The organism is Sulfitobacter sp. SH22, assembly GCF_965641905.1.
GTDB lineage: Bacteria > Pseudomonadota > Alphaproteobacteria > Rhodobacterales > Rhodobacteraceae > Sulfitobacter.
This window is the reverse complement of the sequence record NZ_OZ282573.1, coordinates 1,960,581-1,977,434: the sequence shown is the minus strand read 5'-3', so window position 1 is coordinate 1,977,434 and position 16,854 is coordinate 1,960,581. Positions and strand designations below refer to the sequence as shown.

Sequence of the window (16,854 nt, the reverse complement as noted above, 5' to 3'; positions counted from 1 at the left end):
GCGCCCCGTTTGACTTACGACAAAACGCAATGAAGGGCCGTGATGAGGCGTCTCTTCCTCTTCGTTTCACCTCCCAATGAGGGATGATGACATATGGCACAAAGCCAAAACATCCGCATCCGTTTGAAGGCGTTTGATTACCGCGTGTTGGATGCGTCCACACAGGAAATCGTAAACACCGCCAAACGTACCGGTGCATCTGTTCGCGGCCCAATTCCGCTGCCGAACAAGATCGAGAAATTCACAGTTTTGCGTGGCCCCCACGTTGACAAGAAATCCCGTGACCAGTTCGAAATCCGCACGCACAAGCGTTTGCTGGATATCGTTGATCCGACCCCCCAGACCGTGGACGCGCTGATGAAGCTCGACCTGGCCGCTGGTGTGGACGTCGAGATCAAGCTGCAGTCATAAGCGTAGGAGGGTAATATTATGTTGCGCTCAGGCGTTATTGCAAAAAAGATGGGCATGACCCGTTTGTTCATGGAAGATGGTAAGCAGATCCCTGTTACCGTTCTTCAGCTCGACAAACTTCAGGTTGTTGCACAGCGTACCACCGAACGGGACGGCTACACAGCTGTTCAGCTCGGCGCAGGTACAGCCAAGGTTAAACGGACATCGGCACCCATGCGTGGTCACTTTGCTGCGGCAAAGGTTGAACCAAAGCGTAAGGTTGCGGAATTCCGCGTTGATCCAGAAGCTATGTTGAATGTTGGCGAAGAAATCATCGCCGATCATTACTTTGCTGGTCAGTATGTTGACGTTGCAGGCACATCCATCGGTAAAGGTTTTGCCGGTGCGATGAAGCGCCACAACTTTGGCGGCCTGCGTGCGACACACGGTGTTTCCGTGTCTCACCGTTCGCATGGCTCCACCGGTCAGTGTCAAGATCCGGGCAAAGTTTTCAAAGGCAAGAAAATGGCCGGTCACATGGGTTCCGCCCGTGTCACCACTCAGAACCTCGAAGTTGTCAAAACTGACACCGTTCGTGGCCTGATCATGGTCAAAGGCGCTGTTCCCGGCTCCAAAGGTGGTTGGGTGACTGTTAAGGATGCGGTTAAGAAACCATTCCCTGACAACGCCATTCTGCCAGCTGCTCTGCGCTCCGCCGCAGAAGAAGCATCGAAAGCCGCTGAAGAAGCCGCCGCAGCCGCCGCAGCCGAAGCAGAAGCCGCCGCAGCAGAAGCCGCAGCAGCCGAGCAGGCCGCAATGGAAGCCGCAGAAAGCACTGACGCAGCCGCGCCAGATGCAGAACAGAAAGAAGGTGACGCATGAAACTTGATGTCATCAAACTAGACGGCGGTTCTGCCGGATCGATCGACCTGGACGAGGCCCTGTTCGGTCTTGAGCCACGCGCTGACATCCTGCACCGCGTCGTCCGCTGGCAGCGTAACAACGCGCAGCAAGGTACGCACAAGGTCAAGACACGGTCCGAGGTTAGCTATTCGACCAAGAAGATCTATCGTCAGAAAGGCACCGGCGGCGCACGCCACGGCGCACGTTCTGCACCGATCTTCCGTTCGGGTGGTATCTACAAGGGTCCAACCCCTCGTAGCCACGGCCATGAACTGACCAAGAAGTTCCGCAAGCTGGGTCTTCGCCACGCTTTGTCTTCGATGGCAAAGAACGGCAACCTGGTTATCATCGACGATGCCGCATCCGATGGGAAAACCGCAGCACTGGCCAAGCAGGTTAAGAACCTCGGCTGGAAACGCGCGTTGATCATCGATGGCGTGTCTGTGAACGAAAACTTCTTGCAAGCCGCGCGCAACATCGAAGGTCTGGATATCCTGCCAACGATGGGTGCAAACGTCTATGACATCCTCAAGCGTGACACACTCGTGATCACCAAAGCGGGGATCGAAGCACTGGAGGCCCGTTTGAAATGAGCACCAAGCACCAGCACTATGATGTGATCCGCAAGCCGATCATCACCGAGAAAGCAACAATGGCGTCTGAGAACAACGCCGTGGTTTTCGAAGTGGCAATCGGTAGCAACAAGCCAATGATCAAAGAAGCTGTTGAAGCTCTCTTTGGTGTCAAGGTGAAGGCCGTGAACACGACCATCACCAAAGGCAAGTCCAAGCGTTTCCGTGGCCAGATGGGCCGCCGCAAGGACGTCAAAAAGGCTTATGTTACGCTCGAAGAGGGTAACGCCATCGACGTATCCACCGGCCTGTAATCAGCCCGGTTGACGCTAACGAAAGGCCCCTCGCTGCAAGGCGGGGGGCCTTTTGCATGCGCATGTCCCGTTTCGGCGGCATCTATCCGCTTGTTTTGCCCATTCTTGTTTAAACGCTTGTGTTCTGGTCAATAAGGGCAGAGGGGTAGGGGGCAACGTTACGTCTATCGTCATCACTGCTCCTTACGGCTCAGTCTTTCGATCTATTATTGACTTAGCCGCCCTGCCGCATTCCGCGGGCAGATTTATAAGGAATACGATAATGGCTTCTGGCACAGTAAAATGGTTCAACACCACAAAAGGTTTTGGTTTTGTAGCACCCGAGGGTGGCGCAAAGGACGTATTCGTCCACATCTCCGCAGTTGAGCAAGCAGGCCTGACCGGTCTGTCCGATGATCAAAAGATCACTTTCGACATCGAATCCGGCCGTGACGGTCGTGAATCAGCAACAAACATCAAACTGGCGTAAGCCGGTCGGTCCCTGCGGGGGCTGATGTTTGAGAGTTTTGGAAAGGGCGTGGCCGCGAGGCTGCGCCCTTTTTGTTTCAAAGGTGTGTTACAGCCCTAGCTGAAGGCACAGGCAACCGGACACCAAAGCAAGCCAGCGCTTTGGTGTCCGTACCGCTTAATCGTCCTCGCGCGATTCCCGCAGGATTTTGCCGGTCACTGAATCGACATAAAGCTCCATCTTGACGCCTTCCGAATTCGTGGCCTCGACTTCGTAGTGGCCCCCTTCGAAATCGATGTCGCGGATATCGGTATAGCCAAGCGCCTGTACCGTCGCGACGATCTGGCGCAGACCCATGTAATGTGGCCGGTTGAACTTGCCGCCCCAGCCAAATCTGCCATTGGCTGGCCCGGCGGCCTCCATTGCTGTGCGGCATTGCGTCGATACCTCCGAGATATGCTCGCCCAGGCAAAGCTGAACGGCCCCACCGATATGCGATATGCCGGAGCAGTACCGTTCGATGTCATCAGCGCAGGCGGTTCCGATCACGCCGGACTGGGCGTATGCCGCCCCTGACCAGGAGAGTGCGGAGCAAAGTAACAAAGCGGGAATGCGTTTCATGTTGAATGTCCTCTTAGGGGTTATGGATAGGGGGCGTCGCTATGGGGCGGTACCCTATCAGAGCATTCCTAGCAGCGGCGTTGCGGGCCATATTGACCTAAGTCAAAGGTGATCTGGATCGGCTTTTTTGGGCCGCGTGTTGAGCGATGAAGCGAGTGCGTGGGGCAGAAAAGACAAGCGGATCATGATCCGCCTTGCGACCGATCAGGGGGGTGACTTGGGGCGATGCAAGCAGGACGCATGTGATATCCGCGCAGGCTTAATGCATGGCTCGAACCTTCTCCCTTGACCCTCCTGCCATCCTAACCTAAACGACCCCATCGGCAGCGCCCCGGATTCGTCCGGGGCTGTGTCGTTTTGTGCGTTGGTGGGTTTCACCCACCCTACGCCGGTCCGGCAAAGGGGTTCTTTGCCAGACATTCAAATTGGGGACCTTCGGGGCCCTATAACCATCTCGGCTTCAACTTGTTGAAGTCGGGCACAAGCAAAACGGAAGACAGAAAACATGGCACTAAAGTCGTATAAACCGACGACGCCAGGCCAGCGTGGGCTGGTACTGATCGACCGTTCGGAGCTTTGGAAAGGTCGCCCGGTTAAAGCCCTCACAGAGGGTCTTAGCAAGCACGGCGGACGGAACAACACCGGACGGATCACAATGCGTCGCAAGGGTGGTGGTGCAAAGCGCCTCTACCGCATCGTCGATTTCAAGCGCAACAAGCTGGACATGTCCGCGGTTGTCGCACGTATCGAATATGACCCTAACCGGACCGCATTCATCGCACTGATCCAGTACGAAGATGGCGAACAGGCTTACATCCTGGCACCGCAGCGTCTTGCTGTTGGCGACAAGGTGATTGCATCGGCCAAGGCCGACATCAAGCCTGGTAACGCTATGCCATTCTCGGGCATGCCTATCGGTACGATCATTCACAACATCGAAATGAAGCCAGGCAAGGGCGGTCAGATCGCTCGTGCAGCCGGTACCTACGCCCAGTTCGTAGGCCGTGATGGTGGATATGCTCAGATCCGTTTGTCCTCGGGCGAACTGCGTCTGGTGCGTCAGGAATGTATGGCCACCGTTGGTGCCGTATCGAACCCTGACAACTCCAACCAGAACTACGGTAAAGCGGGCCGCATGCGTCACAAGGGCATCCGCCCATCTGTGCGTGGTGTTGTTATGAACCCGATCGACCACCCACATGGTGGTGGTGAAGGCCGGACATCGGGTGGTCGTCACCCTGTTACGCCTTGGGGCAAGCCAACCAAGGGTGCAAAAACCCGCAACAAGAACAAAGCGTCCAGCAAGCTTATCCTACGCTCGCGTCACGCCAAGAAGAAGGGGCGTTAATAGATGTCTCGTTCAGTATGGAAAGGTCCTTTTGTTGACTCTTATGTCCTCAAAAAGGCCGAAGCCTCCCGCGAAAGCGGTCGCAGCGAAGTGATCAAGATTTGGTCGCGCCGTTCAACGATCCTGCCACAGTTTGTTGGCCTGACGTTCGGTGTGTACAATGGTCACAAGCACATCCCTGTAAACGTCAGCGAAGAGATGATCGGTCAGAAGTTTGGTGAATATTCGCCAACTCGCACCTATTATGGTCACGCAGCCGACAAAAAAGCGAAGCGGAAATAAGCCATGAGCAAGGATAAAAATCCCCGCCGCGTGGCCGACAACGAAGCCCGTGCAAAACTGCGCATGCTTCGCACAAGCCCGCAGAAACTGAACCTCGTCGCCGCAATGATCCGCGGCAAGAAGGTAGACAAGGCCCTTACGGACCTGACCTTCTCCAAAAAGCGGATCGCCGCAGATGTGAAGAAATGTCTTCAGTCTGCAATTGCGAACGGTGAAAACAACCACAACCTTGACGTGGATGAACTGGTCGTTGCCGAAGCATATGTCGGTAAGAACCTGATCATGAAGCGTGGTCGTCCACGTGCACGTGGCCGTTTCGGCAAGATCATCAAGCCGTTTTCGGAAATCACGATTGTCGTGCGTCAAGTTGAGGAGCAAGCATAATGGGTAATAAAGTAAACCCGATCGGCATGCGTCTTCAGGTCAACCGCACCTGGGACAGCCGCTGGTACGCCGACACCAAGGATTACGGTGATCTTCTTCTTGAAGACCTTGCAATCCGCAAGTTCATCAAAAAAGAATGTGCACAGGCCGGTATCGCCCGTGTGATCATTGAGCGCCCACACAAGAAGTGCCGCGTTACGATCCACACAGCACGCCCAGGTGTGATCATTGGTAAAAAAGGTGCGGACATCGAAGGTCTGCGTCAGAAAATCGCCAAGATCACCAAGTCTGACCTGCACCTCAACATCGTTGAAGTTCGCAAGCCAGAGCTGGACGCCGCACTTGTTGGTGAATCCATCGCACAGCAACTGGAACGCCGGGTATCTTTCCGTCGCGCCATGAAGCGTGCCGTACAGAACGCCATGCGTATGGGTGCCCTTGGTATCCGCGTTAACGTTGCTGGTCGTCTGGGTGGTGCAGAAATTGCGCGTACCGAATGGTACCGTGAAGGCCGCGTGCCGCTCCACACACTGCGTGCTGACATCGATTACGCACATGTCGAAGCGATGACTGCCTATGGCATCATCGGGATCAAGACCTGGATCTTCAAAGGCGAGATCATGGAACATGACCCGGCAGCGCGTGACCGTAAGGCACAAGAAATGCAAGACGGCCCAGCACCTCGCGGTGCCGGCGGTCGTCGCTAAGGGGGAATGAAAGATGCTACAACCAAAGCGTACGAAATTCCGCAAGCAGCACAAAGGCAAAATCAAGGGTCTTGCAAAGGGCGGGTCTGACCTGAACTTTGGTACCTTTGGCCTGAAGGCTCTGGAGCCTGAGCGCGTAACAGCGCGTCAGATCGAAGCTGCCCGTCGTGCCATGACGCGTCACATGAAGCGTCAAGGCCGTGTCTGGATCCGGATTTTCCCGGATCTGCCAGTCACATCGAAGCCTACCGAAGTCCGTATGGGTAAAGGTAAAGGTTCCGTTGATTACTGGGCATGCCGCGTCAAGCCTGGCCGCGTAATGTTTGAAATCGATGGCGTTAACGAAGACATCGCTCACGAGGCCCTGCGCCTTGCTGCGATGAAGCTGCCGATCAAAACACGCGTTGTGGTCCGCGAGGACTGGTAAAAGACGCTCCGGCGCAAGCCGGAGCTGTCGCGGCGGCGGCAGGGTATTTCCCAGAAATGCCCGTTCCGCCCCGGTGAATTAGAAAAGCCCCCGCTGAGTGATCAGCGGGGGCTTTTTTGTCTGGCTCTCATTTAATGGCGATAGCTATTCAATCGGCACCATCAATCTGGCCCCCGCGTTCACTGGCCAATGCTGCCCCTCGGGGCTAAGGTGGTGAAAAGACCACCCCCAGACAAAGGTCACGCCTCATGAAACAAGTCCCCAAGCCCACCACTGACGAAGACCTCATCAAAGAGTTCCTCAACAAAGGCGGCACGATTAAGAAGGGCAAGACCAAGCCGATGCCGGATGATCTTGGCCTGTCTAACAATCAGTGGGGCAATAAGTTGACCAAGGAAGAGAAAGCCGCGGTCAAGGAGCAGGAAGCGGCGCGCAAGAAGCCGTAGGGTGGGTGAAACCCGCCGCGCCGTTATCTGAATGCCAGCACCCCGTGGGGTGCGGCAACCTTACGCCCAGGCGTAGTTGAACGACACCGAGATGCGGTCTTCTTCGGCCATGTTCATCGGCACTTCGTGGCGCAGCCAGCTTTCCCATAGCAGAACATCACCGACAACCGGCTTGGCATAGACGAACTGGCGCAATTCCTGCGGGGCGTCCTTCAGGCGGCCGGGGGCGGCCATCATCATCGGCAGGCGCGGGTCTTCGAGCTTGAGCGCGCTCGTGCCTTCGGGCATCGCCACATAGGTCGTGCCCGAGATCACCGAATGCGGGTGGATATGCGCGGTATGAATGCCGCCTTCGGGCAGGATGTTGATCCAGAGGTCTTCCAGCTTCAATTTGCGACCGTCCAGATCAAAGGCCAGATCCTTGGCGAAGGCTTTGACGTGTTTATCCAGCGCTTTCTTCACGGTCTTGAAGATCGGAAATCTCCAGGGCAGGTCGGTCAGCGACGCATAGCTGGTGTATCCGGGAAAGTCGTTTTCATCGCACCATTGCTGGCCGGCCTCGTCATCTTCGGCGATGCTCAGGCACGCGGCCTCAAGCTCGGACGGGTCGACGGGTTTGCCGTGCTCGGACAAAGCGGCGCGGTAGAGGCGGGTGACGAAAAGGGATTCTATTTGTGACATGAGGCATCTTCTACATGAGGTGGGGCAGGGTGGCGATAGGTTTTGCGCAAAGGCTGCTTGCCAACTGCGTGTAACGGCTATAGAGGAACCTTTCACATGAACTCCACCAGAATCATGGTCACCCCTCAGGGGCCTACTGGTGATGTCGAAAGGAACAGGCGATGAACGCCAAGGAACTGCACGACAAGACACCCGACCAGCTTCGGGATGAACTTGTTAACCTGAAAAAAGAAGCTTTCAACCTGCGTTTTCAGCAAGCCACTGGCCAGCTGGAAAACCCCGCACGTTTGAAGACCGTCAAGCGTGACGTCGCACGTGTCAAAACCGTTCTCAACCAGAAAGCCGCAACCGCGGCTTCTGCTGAATAATAGGAGCCTGAGAGTATGCCCAAACGTATCCTGACAGGCACCGTGACAAGCGATGCCAACGAGCAAACAGTAACTGTATCGGTAGAGCGTCGCTTTACCCACCCGGTTCTGAAAAAGACCATCCGTAAGTCCAAGAAATACCGGGCTCACGATGAGAACAACACATTCAAAGTGGGCGACAGCGTTCGCATCATCGAATGTGCACCAAGATCGAAAACCAAACGTTGGGAAGTTCTGGAAGCCGCTGAGGCCTAAAGAACGGCTTGTTCGGGTGTGGACCCCTTGTTTCCCTTGACTCTGAGGGAGGCAGGGGTCACACGCACGAGCGAGAAGCCCGTTATGGGCAGACCAATTTAATCGAAACCCTGGGGAACGGGCACGCATCGCCCCCCAGAAGGTCGGGAGAAACCAAATGATCCAGATGCAGACCAACCTGGATGTTGCTGACAACAGCGGCGCTCGCCGTGTTCAGTGCATTAAGGTATTGGGTGGTTCCAAGCGTAAATACGCATCCGTCGGCGACATCATTGTCGTGTCGGTCAAGGAAGCCATCCCTCGCGGTCGTGTGAAAAAGGGTGACGTGCGTAAAGCCGTCGTCGTTCGCACTGCCAAAGAAGTTCGTCGTGACGATGGCACAGCCATCCGTTTCGATCGCAACGCAGCAGTTATCCTGAACAACGCAAACGAGCCCGTAGGTACACGTATCTTTGGACCAGTTGTTCGTGAATTGCGCGCAAAAAACTTCATGAAGATCATCTCGCTTGCGCCGGAGGTGCTGTAATGGCTGCTAAACTTCGCAAAGGTGACAAGGTCATCGTGCTTGCTGGCAAGGACAAGGGCAAGACGGGTTCCATCTCGTCTGTTGACCCAAAGGCCAACAAAGCAATCGTAGACGGTATCAACATGGCAATCCGCGCCACGCGTCAGTCCCAGACGTCGCAAGGCGGCCGTATTCCCAAAGCGATGCCAATCGATCTGAGCAACCTGTCGCTGGTTGATGCCAACGGCAAGGCAACGCGCGTTGGCTTTAAGATCGAAGGCGACAAGAAAGTGCGCTTTGCAAAAACCACGGGGGACGTAATCGATGCTTGATACTGCAACATACACACCCCGCCTGAAGGGCGTCTATAACGACACGATCCGTCCTGCCCTGAAGGAAGAGTTCGGTTACAAGAACGACATGATGATCCCTCGCTTGGATAAAATCGTTCTGAACATCGGCTGTGGCGCTGAAGCTGTCCGTGACAGCAAGAAAGCAAAATCCGCTCAGGAAGATCTGACAACGATTGCCGGCCAAAAAGCGCTGACAACCATTGCCAAGAAATCCATCGCTGGTTTCCGCGTTCGTGAAGACATGCCTTTGGGTGCGAAAGTTACCCTGCGTGGCGAGCGGATGTATGAATTCCTGGATCGTCTGATCACGATCGCAATGCCTCGTATCCGCGACTTCCGCGGCATCAGCGGCAAAAGCTTTGACGGTCGTGGCAACTATGCCATGGGCTTGAAAGAGCACATCGTGTTCCCTGAAATCGACTTTGATAAAGTTGATGAGACTTGGGGAATGGACATCGTGATCGCCACCACGGCGAAAACCGACGCTGAAGCGAAGGCACTGTTGAAAGCGTTCAACATGCCCTTCAACTCATAAGCGCGGGGAGGATTTAGATATGGCTAAGAAATCCATGATCGCACGCGAAATGAAGCGTGAAGCACTGGTCAAGAAGTTCGCTGCAAAGCGCGCTGCCTTGAAAGAGATCGTAAGCGATCAAGAAAAGCCAATGGAAGAGCGTTTCCGCGCGTCCCTGGCTTTGGCGAAACTGCCTCGCAACTCCAGCGCTGTGCGTCTGCACAACCGCTGCCAGCTGACAGGCCGTCCGCACGCTTACTATCGTAAACTGAAAATTTCGCGGATCGCGTTGCGGGATCTTGGCTCAAGCGGCCAAATCCCCGGCATGGTCAAGTCGAGCTGGTAAGGAGCGCATCAGATGAACGATCCTATCGCAGATATGCTGACACGCATCCGTAACTCCTCGATGCGCGGTAAATCCACAGTCATGACCCCAGCTTCCAAGCTGCGTGCATGGGTATTGGACGTACTCGCAGACGAAGGTTACATCCGCGGCTACGAAAAGATGACAGGCGCCGACGGCCACCCTGCCATCGAAATCAGCCTCAAGTATTACGAGGGCGAACCTGTTATTCGCGAATTGAAGCGGGTTTCCAAACCCGGTCGTCGCGTCTACATGGGCGTCAATGACATTCCCGTTGTCCGTCAGGGCCTCGGTGTGTCGATTGTCTCCACCCCCAAGGGTGTGATGTCGGATCAGAATGCACGCAGCCACAATGTTGGCGGCGAAGTGCTCTGCACCGTATTCTAAGGAGAGCAAAATGTCTCGTATTGGTAAAAAACCGGTCGACCTGCCCAACGGTGTTTCTGCATCGGTCAGCGGTCAGACCATCGAAGTCAAAGGCCCAAAGGGTACACGTACCTTTAAAGCAACTGACGACGTTACAATGACTGTCGAAGACAACGTGGTAACAATTACACCACGTGGCAAGTCCAAGCGCGCACGCCAGCAGTGGGGCATGAGCCGCACTATGGTTGGCAACTTGGTTACAGGTGTCACCGAAGGTTTCAAGAAAGAGCTTGAGATCCAAGGTGTTGGTTATCGTGCTGCCATGACTGGCAACTCGTTGAAACTGAACCTGGGCCTGTCGCACGACGTAGACTACATACCGCCAGCCGGTGTGACCGTCACGGTACCGAAACAGACCGAGATTGTGGTAGAAGGCATTGACGAACAGCTTGTTGGTCAAGTCGCCGCGAACATCCGCCAATGGCGCAAGCCCGAGCCCTATAAGGGCAAAGGTATCCGCTATAAAGGTGAGTTCGTCTTCCGCAAAGAAGGCAAGAAGAAGTAAGGATAGCTCAGATGGCAAACAGCAAAAGACAACTGTTTCTGAAACGCCGCCTGCGCGTTCGGAACAAACTTCGTCGGGTCAACGCAGGGCGTCTTCGCCTTTCGGTTCACCGTTCGAACAAAAACATCAGCGCCCAGCTGATCGACGACGTAAACGGGGTCACATTGGCTTCCGCTTCGACGCTCGAAAAAGATTTGGGTGTTGTTGGCAAGAACAACATCGAAGCAGCGACGAAGGTCGGGACGGCAATTGCCGACCGCGCCATCAAAGCTGGTGTAACCGAAGCCTATTTTGACCGTGGTGGTTTCCTGTTCCACGGCAAAGTCAAAGCTTTGGCCGATGCAGCCCGCGAAGGCGGTCTGAAAATCTAAGACAGCGCAGGCGGCACGCGATGTGCCGCCTCGATGATCCGGGGGTCGTTCAGACCCACCAGGATTGACCAAGAAAGGCGCTTGCGCCGTACCAAAAGGATGATGCCGCATGGCAAGAGATGACAACCGGGGTGGCAATCGCCGCAACCAGCGCGAAGAGACTCCAGAATTCGCCGACCGCCTAGTGGCGATCAACCGTGTTTCCAAGACCGTTAAGGGTGGTAAGCGTTTTGGCTTCGCCGCACTTGTCGTTGTTGGTGACCAAAAAGGCCGCGTAGGCTTTGGTAAAGGTAAAGCGAAAGAGGTTCCTGAAGCCATTCGCAAAGCCACCGAGCAAGCGAAGCGCCAAATGATCCGCGTTCAGCTGCGCGAAGGCCGTACATTGCACCACGACATGGAAGGCCGTCACGGCGCCGGTAAAGTGGTTATGCGTACAGCACCAGAAGGTACCGGTATCATCGCCGGTGGTCCAATGCGTGCCGTTTTCGAAATGCTGGGCATCAAGGACGTTGTGTCCAAGTCCATCGGTTCGCAGAACCCTTACAACATGATCCGCGCCACGATGGACGGTCTGCGTAAAGAATCTTCGCCTCGCTCTGTTGCACAGCGTCGCGGCAAGAAAGTTGCGGATATTCTGCCCAAGCGTGAGGACCATGTTGAATCGTCCGCACAAGTGGCTGAGGAGGCATAAGCATGGCTAAGACTATTGTAATCAAGCAGGTTGGTTCGCCAATCCGCCGCCCCGCCGACCAGCGCGCTACGTTGATCGGTCTGGGTCTGAACAAAATGCACCGTGTACGCGAACTGGAAGACACACCTTCCGTACGCGGCATGATCCGCAAGATCTCTCACATGGTAGAGATCCTCGAAGAAAAGGGCTGATCGCTTTCTTTTAGAGCAAACGGTCCGGAGTATTCAAAAAATCCGGCCCCAAGATTAAAGCGCCTCGCAGGAAACTGTGGGGCGTTCTTATTGGGCGGGCTTTCTCTGCACTTGCAAGACAGCTAGCTATTTTCCCATTCGACAAGGAATTCATACGCACGCTGATTCAAGTCACTGTCTCCGATCGCGCGCGTGGCAAAGCAGAATGCCATTATACCCCGGTAGACAAAGTTATGAAAATCCACTCTGTGATCTTCCTGTAGGCGGCTTCCCGACATTCCCCTGGTTAGAAATTTGGGGGGTGTGGGATGATACATCTCCATGATATTGAGTGATGCACCATGCACATATCCAGAAAACACGTTGCTTATCTGCAGTGACGCGGAAATCGCCCCACTGGGATTAAGTGGGGAGAGTTTGTGATTGGCTATATAAGACCGAATTTTTTTCCGAGGTACTTCGTTCTTTTTCTCAAGAAAACTCTGCGGACTATGATTTTCATTATCTGTGCCGTCATAGAATGCGTCCAGGTACTGTTGGTGGCGATCACTCAAATCTCCGTCCAGTATCCCAAAAGACAAAAAGCAGACATCTTCTTGGAATTCATCAATCATTCGACATAAAGCGGCTTGCTCTTGAAGTAAGCCATGCTCCAAGAGTATCTGTGCAGAGCGCAAGCCAGAAGCTATTCTGGCCAATTTCTGCAAGACTGCTTGAGCTAGCGATCTCTCCTCATAGTGGTACCTTAAGCCGTCTCGAATATAATTTTTTTTAGGAATGGGTTGCGTTAGGACTAAAGTTTCAAGGGTATGGTCCATCCATAACAATGTTTTTTCTATGTTTGGCATTGCAGCTACCTGTGGCTTGGATCACCTTAATCTAATACCTTTTGTCGGCTCGCACACCCCTTGATCCTGACGGTCTCCACGTCTATACGCCCCCAGTGGCCACCAATCCGCCACAAGAATCATGAAACGCCGCGTTTGGCCGCTCCCGTCGCTGGGGGCCACATCCGGCAAAAGGAGAAGCGACATGAAACTGCATGAACTTTCAGACAACCCAGGTGCAACGAAACCACGCAAGCGCGTTGGCCGTGGTCCTGGTTCCGGCACCGGTAAAATGGGTGGCCGTGGTATCAAAGGTCAGAAATCCCGTTCGGGTGTAGCGATCAACGGGTACGAAGGCGGTCAGATGCCATTGTACCAGCGTCTGCCAAAGCGCGGCTTTACCAAGCCGAACCGCAAATACTACGCTGTTGTGAACCTTGGTCTGATCCAGAAATTCATCGACGCGAAAAAGATCGACGGCGCTGCTGCGATCACCGAAGACGCGCTGATTTCTTCGGGTCTGGTACGTCGCAAGCTGGACGGTATCCGCGTTCTGGCAAAGGGCGACTTGACTACCAAAGTTGACCTGCAAGTCACTGGTGCGTCCAAGTCCGCAATCGAAGCAGTAGAGAAAGCGGGCGGCAAATTGACCGTCACAGCACCTGCCGCGGCGAACGCAGACGCGTAACCAAACCCTTTTGCCTTGTGAGCGGGCTGCGTCCCGCTTACATAGACAATCGAGTTTTCCCAAATGCCGCCCGCCGGAAAACGGCTCGGGCGGCGTTTTTGCAAAGAAAGAGCCCTAATCATGGTATCAGCCGTCGAAAGCATGGCCGCCAACACCAGTTGGTCTGCGTTGGGCAAGGCGACAGACCTTCGCAACCGGATTCTATTCACCCTCGGTTTGCTGATCGTTTATCGCCTTGGCACGTTTATTCCGGTTCCCGGCATTGACGGCAGCGCCCTGCGCCAGTTCATGGAAAGCGCAGGTCAAGGCATTGGCGGTATGGTTTCGATGTTCACCGGTGGTGCGCTTGGCCGTATGGGCATTTTCGCCCTCGGTATCATGCCTTACATCTCGGCATCGATCATCGTTCAGTTGATGACCTCGATGGTTCCCGCGCTTGAGCAGCTCAAGAAAGAGGGCGAGCAGGGGCGCAAGAAGATCAACCAATATACACGGTTCGGTACTGTGGCTTTGGCGACCTTGCAGGCCTACGGGCTGGCTGTGTCGCTTGAGGCAGGCGACATTGCCGCCGATCCGGGCATGTATTTCCGTCTCGCTTGTATGATTACGTTGGTGGGCGGCACCATGTTCCTGATGTGGCTGGGCGAGCAAATCACCGCACGCGGCATCGGTAACGGCATTTCGCTGATCATCTTTGTGGGCATCATCGCCGAAGTTCCTGCAGCCATTGCTCAGTTCTTCTCGTCGGGTCGTTCCGGCGCGATCAGCCCTGCGGTGATCGTTGCGGTGTTGGTGATGGTCATTGTGACGATCATGTTCGTGGTCTTCATGGAGCGCGCCCTGCGCAAGATCCATATCCAGTACCCGCGCCGCCAAGTTGGCCAAAAGATGTATGACGGCGGGTCCTCGCACCTGCCAGTTAAGGTTAACCCAGCTGGTGTTATCCCTGCGATCTTCGCCAGCTCGCTTTTGTTGCTGCCGGTGACGATCAGCACGTTCTCGGGGAATTCCACAGGGCCGATCATGTCGGTCTTGCTGGCAAACTTCGGGCCAGGGCAGCCGCTTTACCTGCTGTTCTTTGTCGCGATGATCGTGTTCTTTGCGTATTTCTATACCTTCAACGTCAGCTTCAAGCCTGACGAAGTTGCCGATAACCTGAAAAATCAGAACGGTTTTGTCCCGGGTATCCGTCCAGGCAAGAAAACAGCCGAATATCTTGAGTACGTTGTAAACCGTATTCTGGTGCTCGGGGCTGCGTATTTGGCAGCGGTCTGTATTCTTCCTGAAATTCTTCGGGGTCAGTTCGCCATTCCTTTCTACTTTGGTGGTACTTCGGTTTTGATTGTTGTGTCGGTGACCATGGATACAATTCAACAAGTGCAAAGCCACCTGCTTGCACATCAATACGAGGGGTTGCTTGAGCGCTCGCAGTTGCGTGGCAAAACAGGCAAATCCCGCAAAAAACGGAGCCCGGCACGTAAATGAACATTATTCTGCTTGGACCGCCCGGAGCGGGCAAAGGAACACAGGCGCGTCACTTGGTTGAGACCCGCAATATGGTGCAACTTTCCACCGGCGACATGCTGCGTGAAGCGAAAGACAGCGGCACCGAGATGGGCAAGATGGTTGCCGAGGTTATGGCGCGCGGCGATCTGGTCACCGACGAGATCGTGATCGGTCTGATCCGGGAAAAGCTGGAAGACACGTCCGAACACGGCGGCTTTATCTTTGACGGTTTCCCACGGACGCTGGCCCAGGCCACCGCATTGGGCGAGCTGTTGAAAGCAACGGGCAAGCCGCTTGATCATGTGATCGAATTGCGGGTGAACGACGAGGCGCTGGTCAAACGTATTTCCGGCCGGTCGACCTGCGGTAATTGCGGCGAAGTCTATCACGACGAGACAAAGCCACAGCCTGCTGACGGCAAATGCGTCAAATGCGGTTCAACTGATTTCAAACGCCGGGCTGACGATAACGAAGAAAGCCTGCGCAACCGTTTGATGGAATACTACAAAAAGACATCGCCGCTGTTGGGCTATTACTACGCCCATGATCTGCTCAAGCGGGTCGATGGTCTGGCCGATATCAACGTGGTTCAGGCCAGCATCGCGGCCATTCTGGACGCCTGATCGGCACGTTCTACCAGCATTCGGAAAACGGCACCCCTGCATCGCACGGGTGCCGTTTTCTATTTGTTTAACAACATTTTTCAGGCGCGATTGACGAACAACCGCTTCAATGCGGGTCACATGTCCAATCGTGGGTTGACGCTTGTTGGAAATGGCAATAACCAGCCGTATCTCGTATGAGAATCGAATTGCAAAAGGGCACCGATCACGCTCTGCGCAAGAACACCTGATCAGCTGCAGCCCGATGGCAAGAAACGCCTCGGGCTTCACGTTGTGAAAAAAGGGTCTGGTATCACGGACCCGCAACGAAAAAGGAATAGCACACGTGGCACGTATTGCCGGCGTAAACATCCCGACTGCAAAGCGGGTTCCAATCGCCCTCACATATATCACTGGTATCGGTAACTCTTCGGCTGCGCAAATCTGCGAAGCTGTTGGCATCGACATCACCCGTCGTATCAACGAACTTTCGGATGCAGAAATCCTGAAGATCCGTGAATACATCGACGAAAACTTCTCTGTTGAAGGCGACCTGCGTCGCGAGACACAGATGAACATCAAGCGTCTGATGGACCTTGGTTGCTACCGTGGCCTGCGTCACCGTCGTAACCTGCCGGTTCGTGGTCAACGCACCCACACCAACGCTCGCACTCGCAAAGGCCCTGCAAAGGCCATTGCTGGTAAGAAGAAATAAGGGGGTCTGATCAATGGCACGCGAAAAGACAAAAACAAAGCGTAAGGTCAGCAAGAACATCGCCGCAGGTGTGGCGCATGTTAACAGCTCCTTCAACAACACAAAAATTCTGATCTCTGACGTTCAGGGCAATGCGATTGCATGGTCTTCGGCAGGCACAATGGGTTTCAAAGGGTCGCGTAAATCGACACCTTACGCAGCCCAGATGGCAGCAGAAGATGTGGGCAAGAAAGCTCAGGATCACGGCGTGAAAACGCTGGAAGTCGAAGTGCAAGGCCCGGGTTCGGGTCGCGAAAGCGCATTGCGTGCTTTGGCCGCTGCGGGTTTCAACATCACATCGATCCGTGACGTGACGCCAATGGCGCACAACGGCTGCCGCCCACCAAAGCGTCGCCGCGTCTAACGACATATATTATTTATGGGGTCGTGCCGTTGGGTGCGGCCCCGTAC

At 54.7% G+C, this 16,854-nt stretch carries 30 protein-coding genes; 27 read left to right on the top strand and 3 right to left on the bottom strand.

The window, feature by feature from the left end; translation table 11 throughout:
* Positions 1-93: 93 nt before the first annotated feature.
* The 5 genes from rpsJ to ACSQ13_RS11760 all read left to right on the top strand — a co-directional run bounded on the left by rpsJ (position 94) and on the right by ACSQ13_RS11760 (position 2,648).
* The gene (gene rpsJ / locus ACSQ13_RS11780) at positions 94-411 is read left to right on the top strand and encodes a 30S ribosomal protein S10 (RefSeq protein ID WP_005849850.1); all 318 of its coding nucleotides are present in this window, start codon (positions 94-96) and stop codon (positions 409-411) included.
* Positions 412-429: 18 nt separating this feature from the next.
* Positions 430-1,272, top strand: a complete 843-nt coding sequence (gene rplC / locus ACSQ13_RS11775) for a 50S ribosomal protein L3 (RefSeq protein WP_176250656.1) — start codon at positions 430-432, stop codon at positions 1,270-1,272.
* Positions 1,269-1,886, top strand: a complete 618-nt coding sequence (gene rplD, locus ACSQ13_RS11770) for a 50S ribosomal protein L4 (RefSeq protein WP_176250655.1) — start codon at positions 1,269-1,271, stop codon at positions 1,884-1,886. The genes rplC and rplD overlap by 4 nt, the downstream gene beginning before the upstream one ends.
* The gene (locus ACSQ13_RS11765; RefSeq protein ID WP_176250654.1) at positions 1,883-2,179 is read left to right on the top strand and encodes a 50S ribosomal protein L23; all 297 of its coding nucleotides are present in this window, start codon (positions 1,883-1,885) and stop codon (positions 2,177-2,179) included. Before rplD ends, ACSQ13_RS11765 begins: the two co-directional genes overlap by 4 nt.
* 262 nt (positions 2,180-2,441) lie before the next feature.
* Positions 2,442-2,648, top strand: coding sequence for a cold-shock protein (locus ACSQ13_RS11760; protein ID WP_176250653.1), 207 nt, complete (start codon positions 2,442-2,444; stop codon positions 2,646-2,648).
* Between the two features lie 156 nt (positions 2,649-2,804).
* On the opposite strand, the gene ACSQ13_RS11755 is transcribed toward ACSQ13_RS11760, so the two are convergent.
* Entirely contained in the window at positions 2,805-3,248 is a 444-nt protein-coding gene (locus ACSQ13_RS11755) for a PepSY domain-containing protein (RefSeq protein ID WP_176250652.1), read from the bottom strand.
* Between the two features lie 505 nt (positions 3,249-3,753).
* Here ACSQ13_RS11755 and rplB point away from each other — a divergent pair.
* From rplB to ACSQ13_RS11725, 6 genes are all read left to right on the top strand, one after another.
* The gene (rplB, locus tag ACSQ13_RS11750) at positions 3,754-4,596 is read left to right on the top strand and encodes a 50S ribosomal protein L2 (protein ID WP_295509968.1); all 843 of its coding nucleotides are present in this window, start codon (positions 3,754-3,756) and stop codon (positions 4,594-4,596) included.
* Positions 4,597-4,599: 3 nt separating this feature from the next.
* Positions 4,600-4,878 carry a 30S ribosomal protein S19 gene (gene rpsS / locus ACSQ13_RS11745; RefSeq protein WP_005849833.1) on the top strand — a complete coding sequence of 93 codons (279 nt, stop codon included), beginning with the start codon at positions 4,600-4,602 and terminating at the stop codon, positions 4,876-4,878.
* Between the two features lie 3 nt (positions 4,879-4,881).
* Positions 4,882-5,262 (top strand): 50S ribosomal protein L22, encoded by a 381-nt coding sequence (gene rplV / locus ACSQ13_RS11740; protein WP_008228597.1) that lies wholly within the window; start codon positions 4,882-4,884, stop codon positions 5,260-5,262.
* Positions 5,262-5,969, top strand: a complete 708-nt coding sequence (gene rpsC, locus ACSQ13_RS11735; protein ID WP_176250650.1) for a 30S ribosomal protein S3 — start codon at positions 5,262-5,264, stop codon at positions 5,967-5,969. Before rplV ends, rpsC begins: the two co-directional genes overlap by 1 nt.
* Before the next feature lie 13 nt (positions 5,970-5,982).
* Positions 5,983-6,396 carry a 50S ribosomal protein L16 gene (gene rplP, locus ACSQ13_RS11730; protein ID WP_008226768.1) on the top strand — a complete coding sequence of 138 codons (414 nt, stop codon included), beginning with the start codon at positions 5,983-5,985 and terminating at the stop codon, positions 6,394-6,396.
* 248 nt (positions 6,397-6,644) lie between these two features.
* Positions 6,645-6,842, top strand: coding sequence for a hypothetical protein (locus tag ACSQ13_RS11725; RefSeq protein ID WP_176250649.1), 198 nt, complete (start codon positions 6,645-6,647; stop codon positions 6,840-6,842).
* A gap of 60 nt (positions 6,843-6,902) precedes the next feature.
* Here the strand turns inward: ACSQ13_RS11725 and ACSQ13_RS11720 are convergent, their stop codons facing one another.
* The gene (locus tag ACSQ13_RS11720; RefSeq protein ID WP_176250648.1) at positions 6,903-7,523 is read right to left on the bottom strand and encodes a TIGR02466 family protein; all 621 of its coding nucleotides are present in this window, start codon (positions 7,521-7,523) and stop codon (positions 6,903-6,905) included.
* A 161-nt stretch (positions 7,524-7,684) separates the two neighbouring features.
* On the opposite strand from ACSQ13_RS11720, the gene rpmC reads away from it, so the two are divergent.
* The 11 genes from rpmC to rpmD all read left to right on the top strand — a co-directional run bounded on the left by rpmC (position 7,685) and on the right by rpmD (position 12,066).
* Positions 7,685-7,891 carry a 50S ribosomal protein L29 gene (gene rpmC, locus ACSQ13_RS11715; RefSeq protein WP_093917642.1) on the top strand — a complete coding sequence of 69 codons (207 nt, stop codon included), beginning with the start codon at positions 7,685-7,687 and terminating at the stop codon, positions 7,889-7,891.
* A 15-nt stretch (positions 7,892-7,906) separates the two neighbouring features.
* A complete protein-coding gene (gene rpsQ, locus ACSQ13_RS11710) occupies positions 7,907-8,146 on the top strand; it encodes a 30S ribosomal protein S17 (protein WP_176250647.1) in 240 nt (79 codons plus the stop codon).
* A gap of 157 nt (positions 8,147-8,303) precedes the next feature.
* Positions 8,304-8,672 (top strand): 50S ribosomal protein L14, encoded by a 369-nt coding sequence (gene rplN, locus ACSQ13_RS11705; RefSeq protein ID WP_176250646.1) that lies wholly within the window; start codon positions 8,304-8,306, stop codon positions 8,670-8,672.
* Complete coding sequence (gene rplX / locus ACSQ13_RS11700; RefSeq protein ID WP_093731778.1) at positions 8,672-8,983, top strand: 50S ribosomal protein L24; 312 nt, start codon at positions 8,672-8,674, stop codon at positions 8,981-8,983. Before rplN ends, rplX begins: the two co-directional genes overlap by 1 nt.
* Positions 8,976-9,539 (top strand): 50S ribosomal protein L5, encoded by a 564-nt coding sequence (gene rplE, locus ACSQ13_RS11695; protein WP_176250645.1) that lies wholly within the window; start codon positions 8,976-8,978, stop codon positions 9,537-9,539. Before rplX ends, rplE begins: the two co-directional genes overlap by 8 nt.
* A 19-nt stretch (positions 9,540-9,558) precedes the next feature.
* Complete coding sequence (rpsN, locus tag ACSQ13_RS11690; RefSeq protein ID WP_176250644.1) at positions 9,559-9,864, top strand: 30S ribosomal protein S14; 306 nt, start codon at positions 9,559-9,561, stop codon at positions 9,862-9,864.
* A 12-nt stretch (positions 9,865-9,876) separates the two neighbouring features.
* Positions 9,877-10,269, top strand: coding sequence for a 30S ribosomal protein S8 (gene rpsH, locus ACSQ13_RS11685; protein WP_008225584.1), 393 nt, complete (start codon positions 9,877-9,879; stop codon positions 10,267-10,269).
* A gap of 10 nt (positions 10,270-10,279) precedes the next feature.
* Entirely contained in the window at positions 10,280-10,813 is a 534-nt protein-coding gene (gene rplF, locus ACSQ13_RS11680) for a 50S ribosomal protein L6 (RefSeq protein ID WP_176250643.1), read from the top strand.
* An 11-nt stretch (positions 10,814-10,824) separates the two neighbouring features.
* Positions 10,825-11,184 (top strand): 50S ribosomal protein L18, encoded by a 360-nt coding sequence (gene rplR, locus ACSQ13_RS11675; protein WP_176250642.1) that lies wholly within the window; start codon positions 10,825-10,827, stop codon positions 11,182-11,184.
* 109 nt (positions 11,185-11,293) lie between these two features.
* Positions 11,294-11,875, top strand: coding sequence for a 30S ribosomal protein S5 (rpsE, locus tag ACSQ13_RS11670; protein WP_176250641.1), 582 nt, complete (start codon positions 11,294-11,296; stop codon positions 11,873-11,875).
* Between the two features lie 2 nt (positions 11,876-11,877).
* The gene (rpmD, locus tag ACSQ13_RS11665) at positions 11,878-12,066 is read left to right on the top strand and encodes a 50S ribosomal protein L30 (protein WP_093917651.1); all 189 of its coding nucleotides are present in this window, start codon (positions 11,878-11,880) and stop codon (positions 12,064-12,066) included.
* Between the two features lie 122 nt (positions 12,067-12,188).
* Here rpmD and ACSQ13_RS11660 read toward each other — a convergent pair whose 3' ends face one another.
* A complete protein-coding gene (locus tag ACSQ13_RS11660) occupies positions 12,189-12,884 on the bottom strand; it encodes a hypothetical protein (RefSeq protein ID WP_295509934.1) in 696 nt (231 codons plus the stop codon).
* A 214-nt stretch (positions 12,885-13,098) separates the two neighbouring features.
* Here ACSQ13_RS11660 and rplO point away from each other — a divergent pair, with 214 nt between their 5' ends.
* The 5 genes from rplO to rpsK all read left to right on the top strand — a co-directional run bounded on the left by rplO (position 13,099) and on the right by rpsK (position 16,807).
* Complete coding sequence (gene rplO, locus ACSQ13_RS11655; protein WP_295509931.1) at positions 13,099-13,581, top strand: 50S ribosomal protein L15; 483 nt, start codon at positions 13,099-13,101, stop codon at positions 13,579-13,581.
* 120 nt (positions 13,582-13,701) lie between these two features.
* Positions 13,702-15,066 carry a preprotein translocase subunit SecY gene (gene secY / locus ACSQ13_RS11650; RefSeq protein WP_176250639.1) on the top strand — a complete coding sequence of 455 codons (1,365 nt, stop codon included), beginning with the start codon at positions 13,702-13,704 and terminating at the stop codon, positions 15,064-15,066.
* A complete protein-coding gene (locus ACSQ13_RS11645; RefSeq protein ID WP_176250638.1) occupies positions 15,063-15,710 on the top strand; it encodes an adenylate kinase in 648 nt (215 codons plus the stop codon). Before secY ends, ACSQ13_RS11645 begins: the two co-directional genes overlap by 4 nt.
* A gap of 325 nt (positions 15,711-16,035) precedes the next feature.
* Complete coding sequence (rpsM, locus tag ACSQ13_RS11640; RefSeq protein WP_176250637.1) at positions 16,036-16,404, top strand: 30S ribosomal protein S13; 369 nt, start codon at positions 16,036-16,038, stop codon at positions 16,402-16,404.
* A 13-nt stretch (positions 16,405-16,417) separates the two neighbouring features.
* Positions 16,418-16,807 carry a 30S ribosomal protein S11 gene (gene rpsK / locus ACSQ13_RS11635; RefSeq protein ID WP_008226467.1) on the top strand — a complete coding sequence of 130 codons (390 nt, stop codon included), beginning with the start codon at positions 16,418-16,420 and terminating at the stop codon, positions 16,805-16,807.
* The last annotated feature ends 47 nt before the right edge of the window (positions 16,808-16,854 follow it).

Excerpts from the sequence above, each read along its gene's own strand:
- rplF (WP_176250643.1), top strand. The coding sequence starts at position 10,280 with ATGTCTCGTATTGGTAAAAAACCGGTCGACCTGCCCAACGGTGTTTCT.
- rpsE (WP_176250641.1), top strand. The coding sequence starts at position 11,294 with ATGGCAAGAGATGACAACCGGGGTGGCAATCGCCGCAACCAGCGCGAA.
- rpsK (WP_008226467.1), top strand. The coding sequence starts at position 16,418 with ATGGCACGCGAAAAGACAAAAACAAAGCGTAAGGTCAGCAAGAACATC.
- rplR (WP_176250642.1), top strand. The coding sequence starts at position 10,825 with ATGGCAAACAGCAAAAGACAACTGTTTCTGAAACGCCGCCTGCGCGTT.
- ACSQ13_RS11720 (WP_176250648.1), bottom strand. The coding sequence starts at position 7,523 with ATGTCACAAATAGAATCCCTTTTCGTCACCCGCCTCTACCGCGCCGCT.
- secY (WP_176250639.1), top strand. The coding sequence starts at position 13,702 with ATGGTATCAGCCGTCGAAAGCATGGCCGCCAACACCAGTTGGTCTGCG.
- rplO (WP_295509931.1), top strand. The coding sequence starts at position 13,099 with ATGAAACTGCATGAACTTTCAGACAACCCAGGTGCAACGAAACCACGC.
- rpsH (WP_008225584.1), top strand. The coding sequence starts at position 9,877 with ATGAACGATCCTATCGCAGATATGCTGACACGCATCCGTAACTCCTCG.
- rplD (WP_176250655.1), top strand. The coding sequence starts at position 1,269 with ATGAAACTTGATGTCATCAAACTAGACGGCGGTTCTGCCGGATCGATC.
- ACSQ13_RS11755 (WP_176250652.1), bottom strand. The coding sequence starts at position 3,248 with ATGAAACGCATTCCCGCTTTGTTACTTTGCTCCGCACTCTCCTGGTCA.
- rplX (WP_093731778.1), top strand. The coding sequence starts at position 8,672 with ATGGCTGCTAAACTTCGCAAAGGTGACAAGGTCATCGTGCTTGCTGGC.
- ACSQ13_RS11725 (WP_176250649.1), top strand. The coding sequence starts at position 6,645 with ATGAAACAAGTCCCCAAGCCCACCACTGACGAAGACCTCATCAAAGAG.
- rpmC (WP_093917642.1), top strand. The coding sequence starts at position 7,685 with ATGAACGCCAAGGAACTGCACGACAAGACACCCGACCAGCTTCGGGAT.
- rplB (WP_295509968.1), top strand. The coding sequence starts at position 3,754 with ATGGCACTAAAGTCGTATAAACCGACGACGCCAGGCCAGCGTGGGCTG.
- rplV (WP_008228597.1), top strand. The coding sequence starts at position 4,882 with ATGAGCAAGGATAAAAATCCCCGCCGCGTGGCCGACAACGAAGCCCGT.
- ACSQ13_RS11660 (WP_295509934.1), bottom strand. The coding sequence starts at position 12,884 with ATGGACCATACCCTTGAAACTTTAGTCCTAACGCAACCCATTCCTAAA.
- rpsQ (WP_176250647.1), top strand. The coding sequence starts at position 7,907 with ATGCCCAAACGTATCCTGACAGGCACCGTGACAAGCGATGCCAACGAG.
- rplP (WP_008226768.1), top strand. The coding sequence starts at position 5,983 with ATGCTACAACCAAAGCGTACGAAATTCCGCAAGCAGCACAAAGGCAAA.
- ACSQ13_RS11760 (WP_176250653.1), top strand. The coding sequence starts at position 2,442 with ATGGCTTCTGGCACAGTAAAATGGTTCAACACCACAAAAGGTTTTGGT.
- rplN (WP_176250646.1), top strand. The coding sequence starts at position 8,304 with ATGATCCAGATGCAGACCAACCTGGATGTTGCTGACAACAGCGGCGCT.
- rpsN (WP_176250644.1), top strand. The coding sequence starts at position 9,559 with ATGGCTAAGAAATCCATGATCGCACGCGAAATGAAGCGTGAAGCACTG.
- rpsJ (WP_005849850.1), top strand. The coding sequence starts at position 94 with ATGGCACAAAGCCAAAACATCCGCATCCGTTTGAAGGCGTTTGATTAC.
- rpsS (WP_005849833.1), top strand. The coding sequence starts at position 4,600 with ATGTCTCGTTCAGTATGGAAAGGTCCTTTTGTTGACTCTTATGTCCTC.
- rpsC (WP_176250650.1), top strand. The coding sequence starts at position 5,262 with ATGGGTAATAAAGTAAACCCGATCGGCATGCGTCTTCAGGTCAACCGC.
- ACSQ13_RS11645 (WP_176250638.1), top strand. The coding sequence starts at position 15,063 with ATGAACATTATTCTGCTTGGACCGCCCGGAGCGGGCAAAGGAACACAG.
- rplC (WP_176250656.1), top strand. The coding sequence starts at position 430 with ATGTTGCGCTCAGGCGTTATTGCAAAAAAGATGGGCATGACCCGTTTG.
- ACSQ13_RS11765 (WP_176250654.1), top strand. The coding sequence starts at position 1,883 with ATGAGCACCAAGCACCAGCACTATGATGTGATCCGCAAGCCGATCATC.
- rpmD (WP_093917651.1), top strand. The coding sequence starts at position 11,878 with ATGGCTAAGACTATTGTAATCAAGCAGGTTGGTTCGCCAATCCGCCGC.
- rplE (WP_176250645.1), top strand. The coding sequence starts at position 8,976 with ATGCTTGATACTGCAACATACACACCCCGCCTGAAGGGCGTCTATAAC.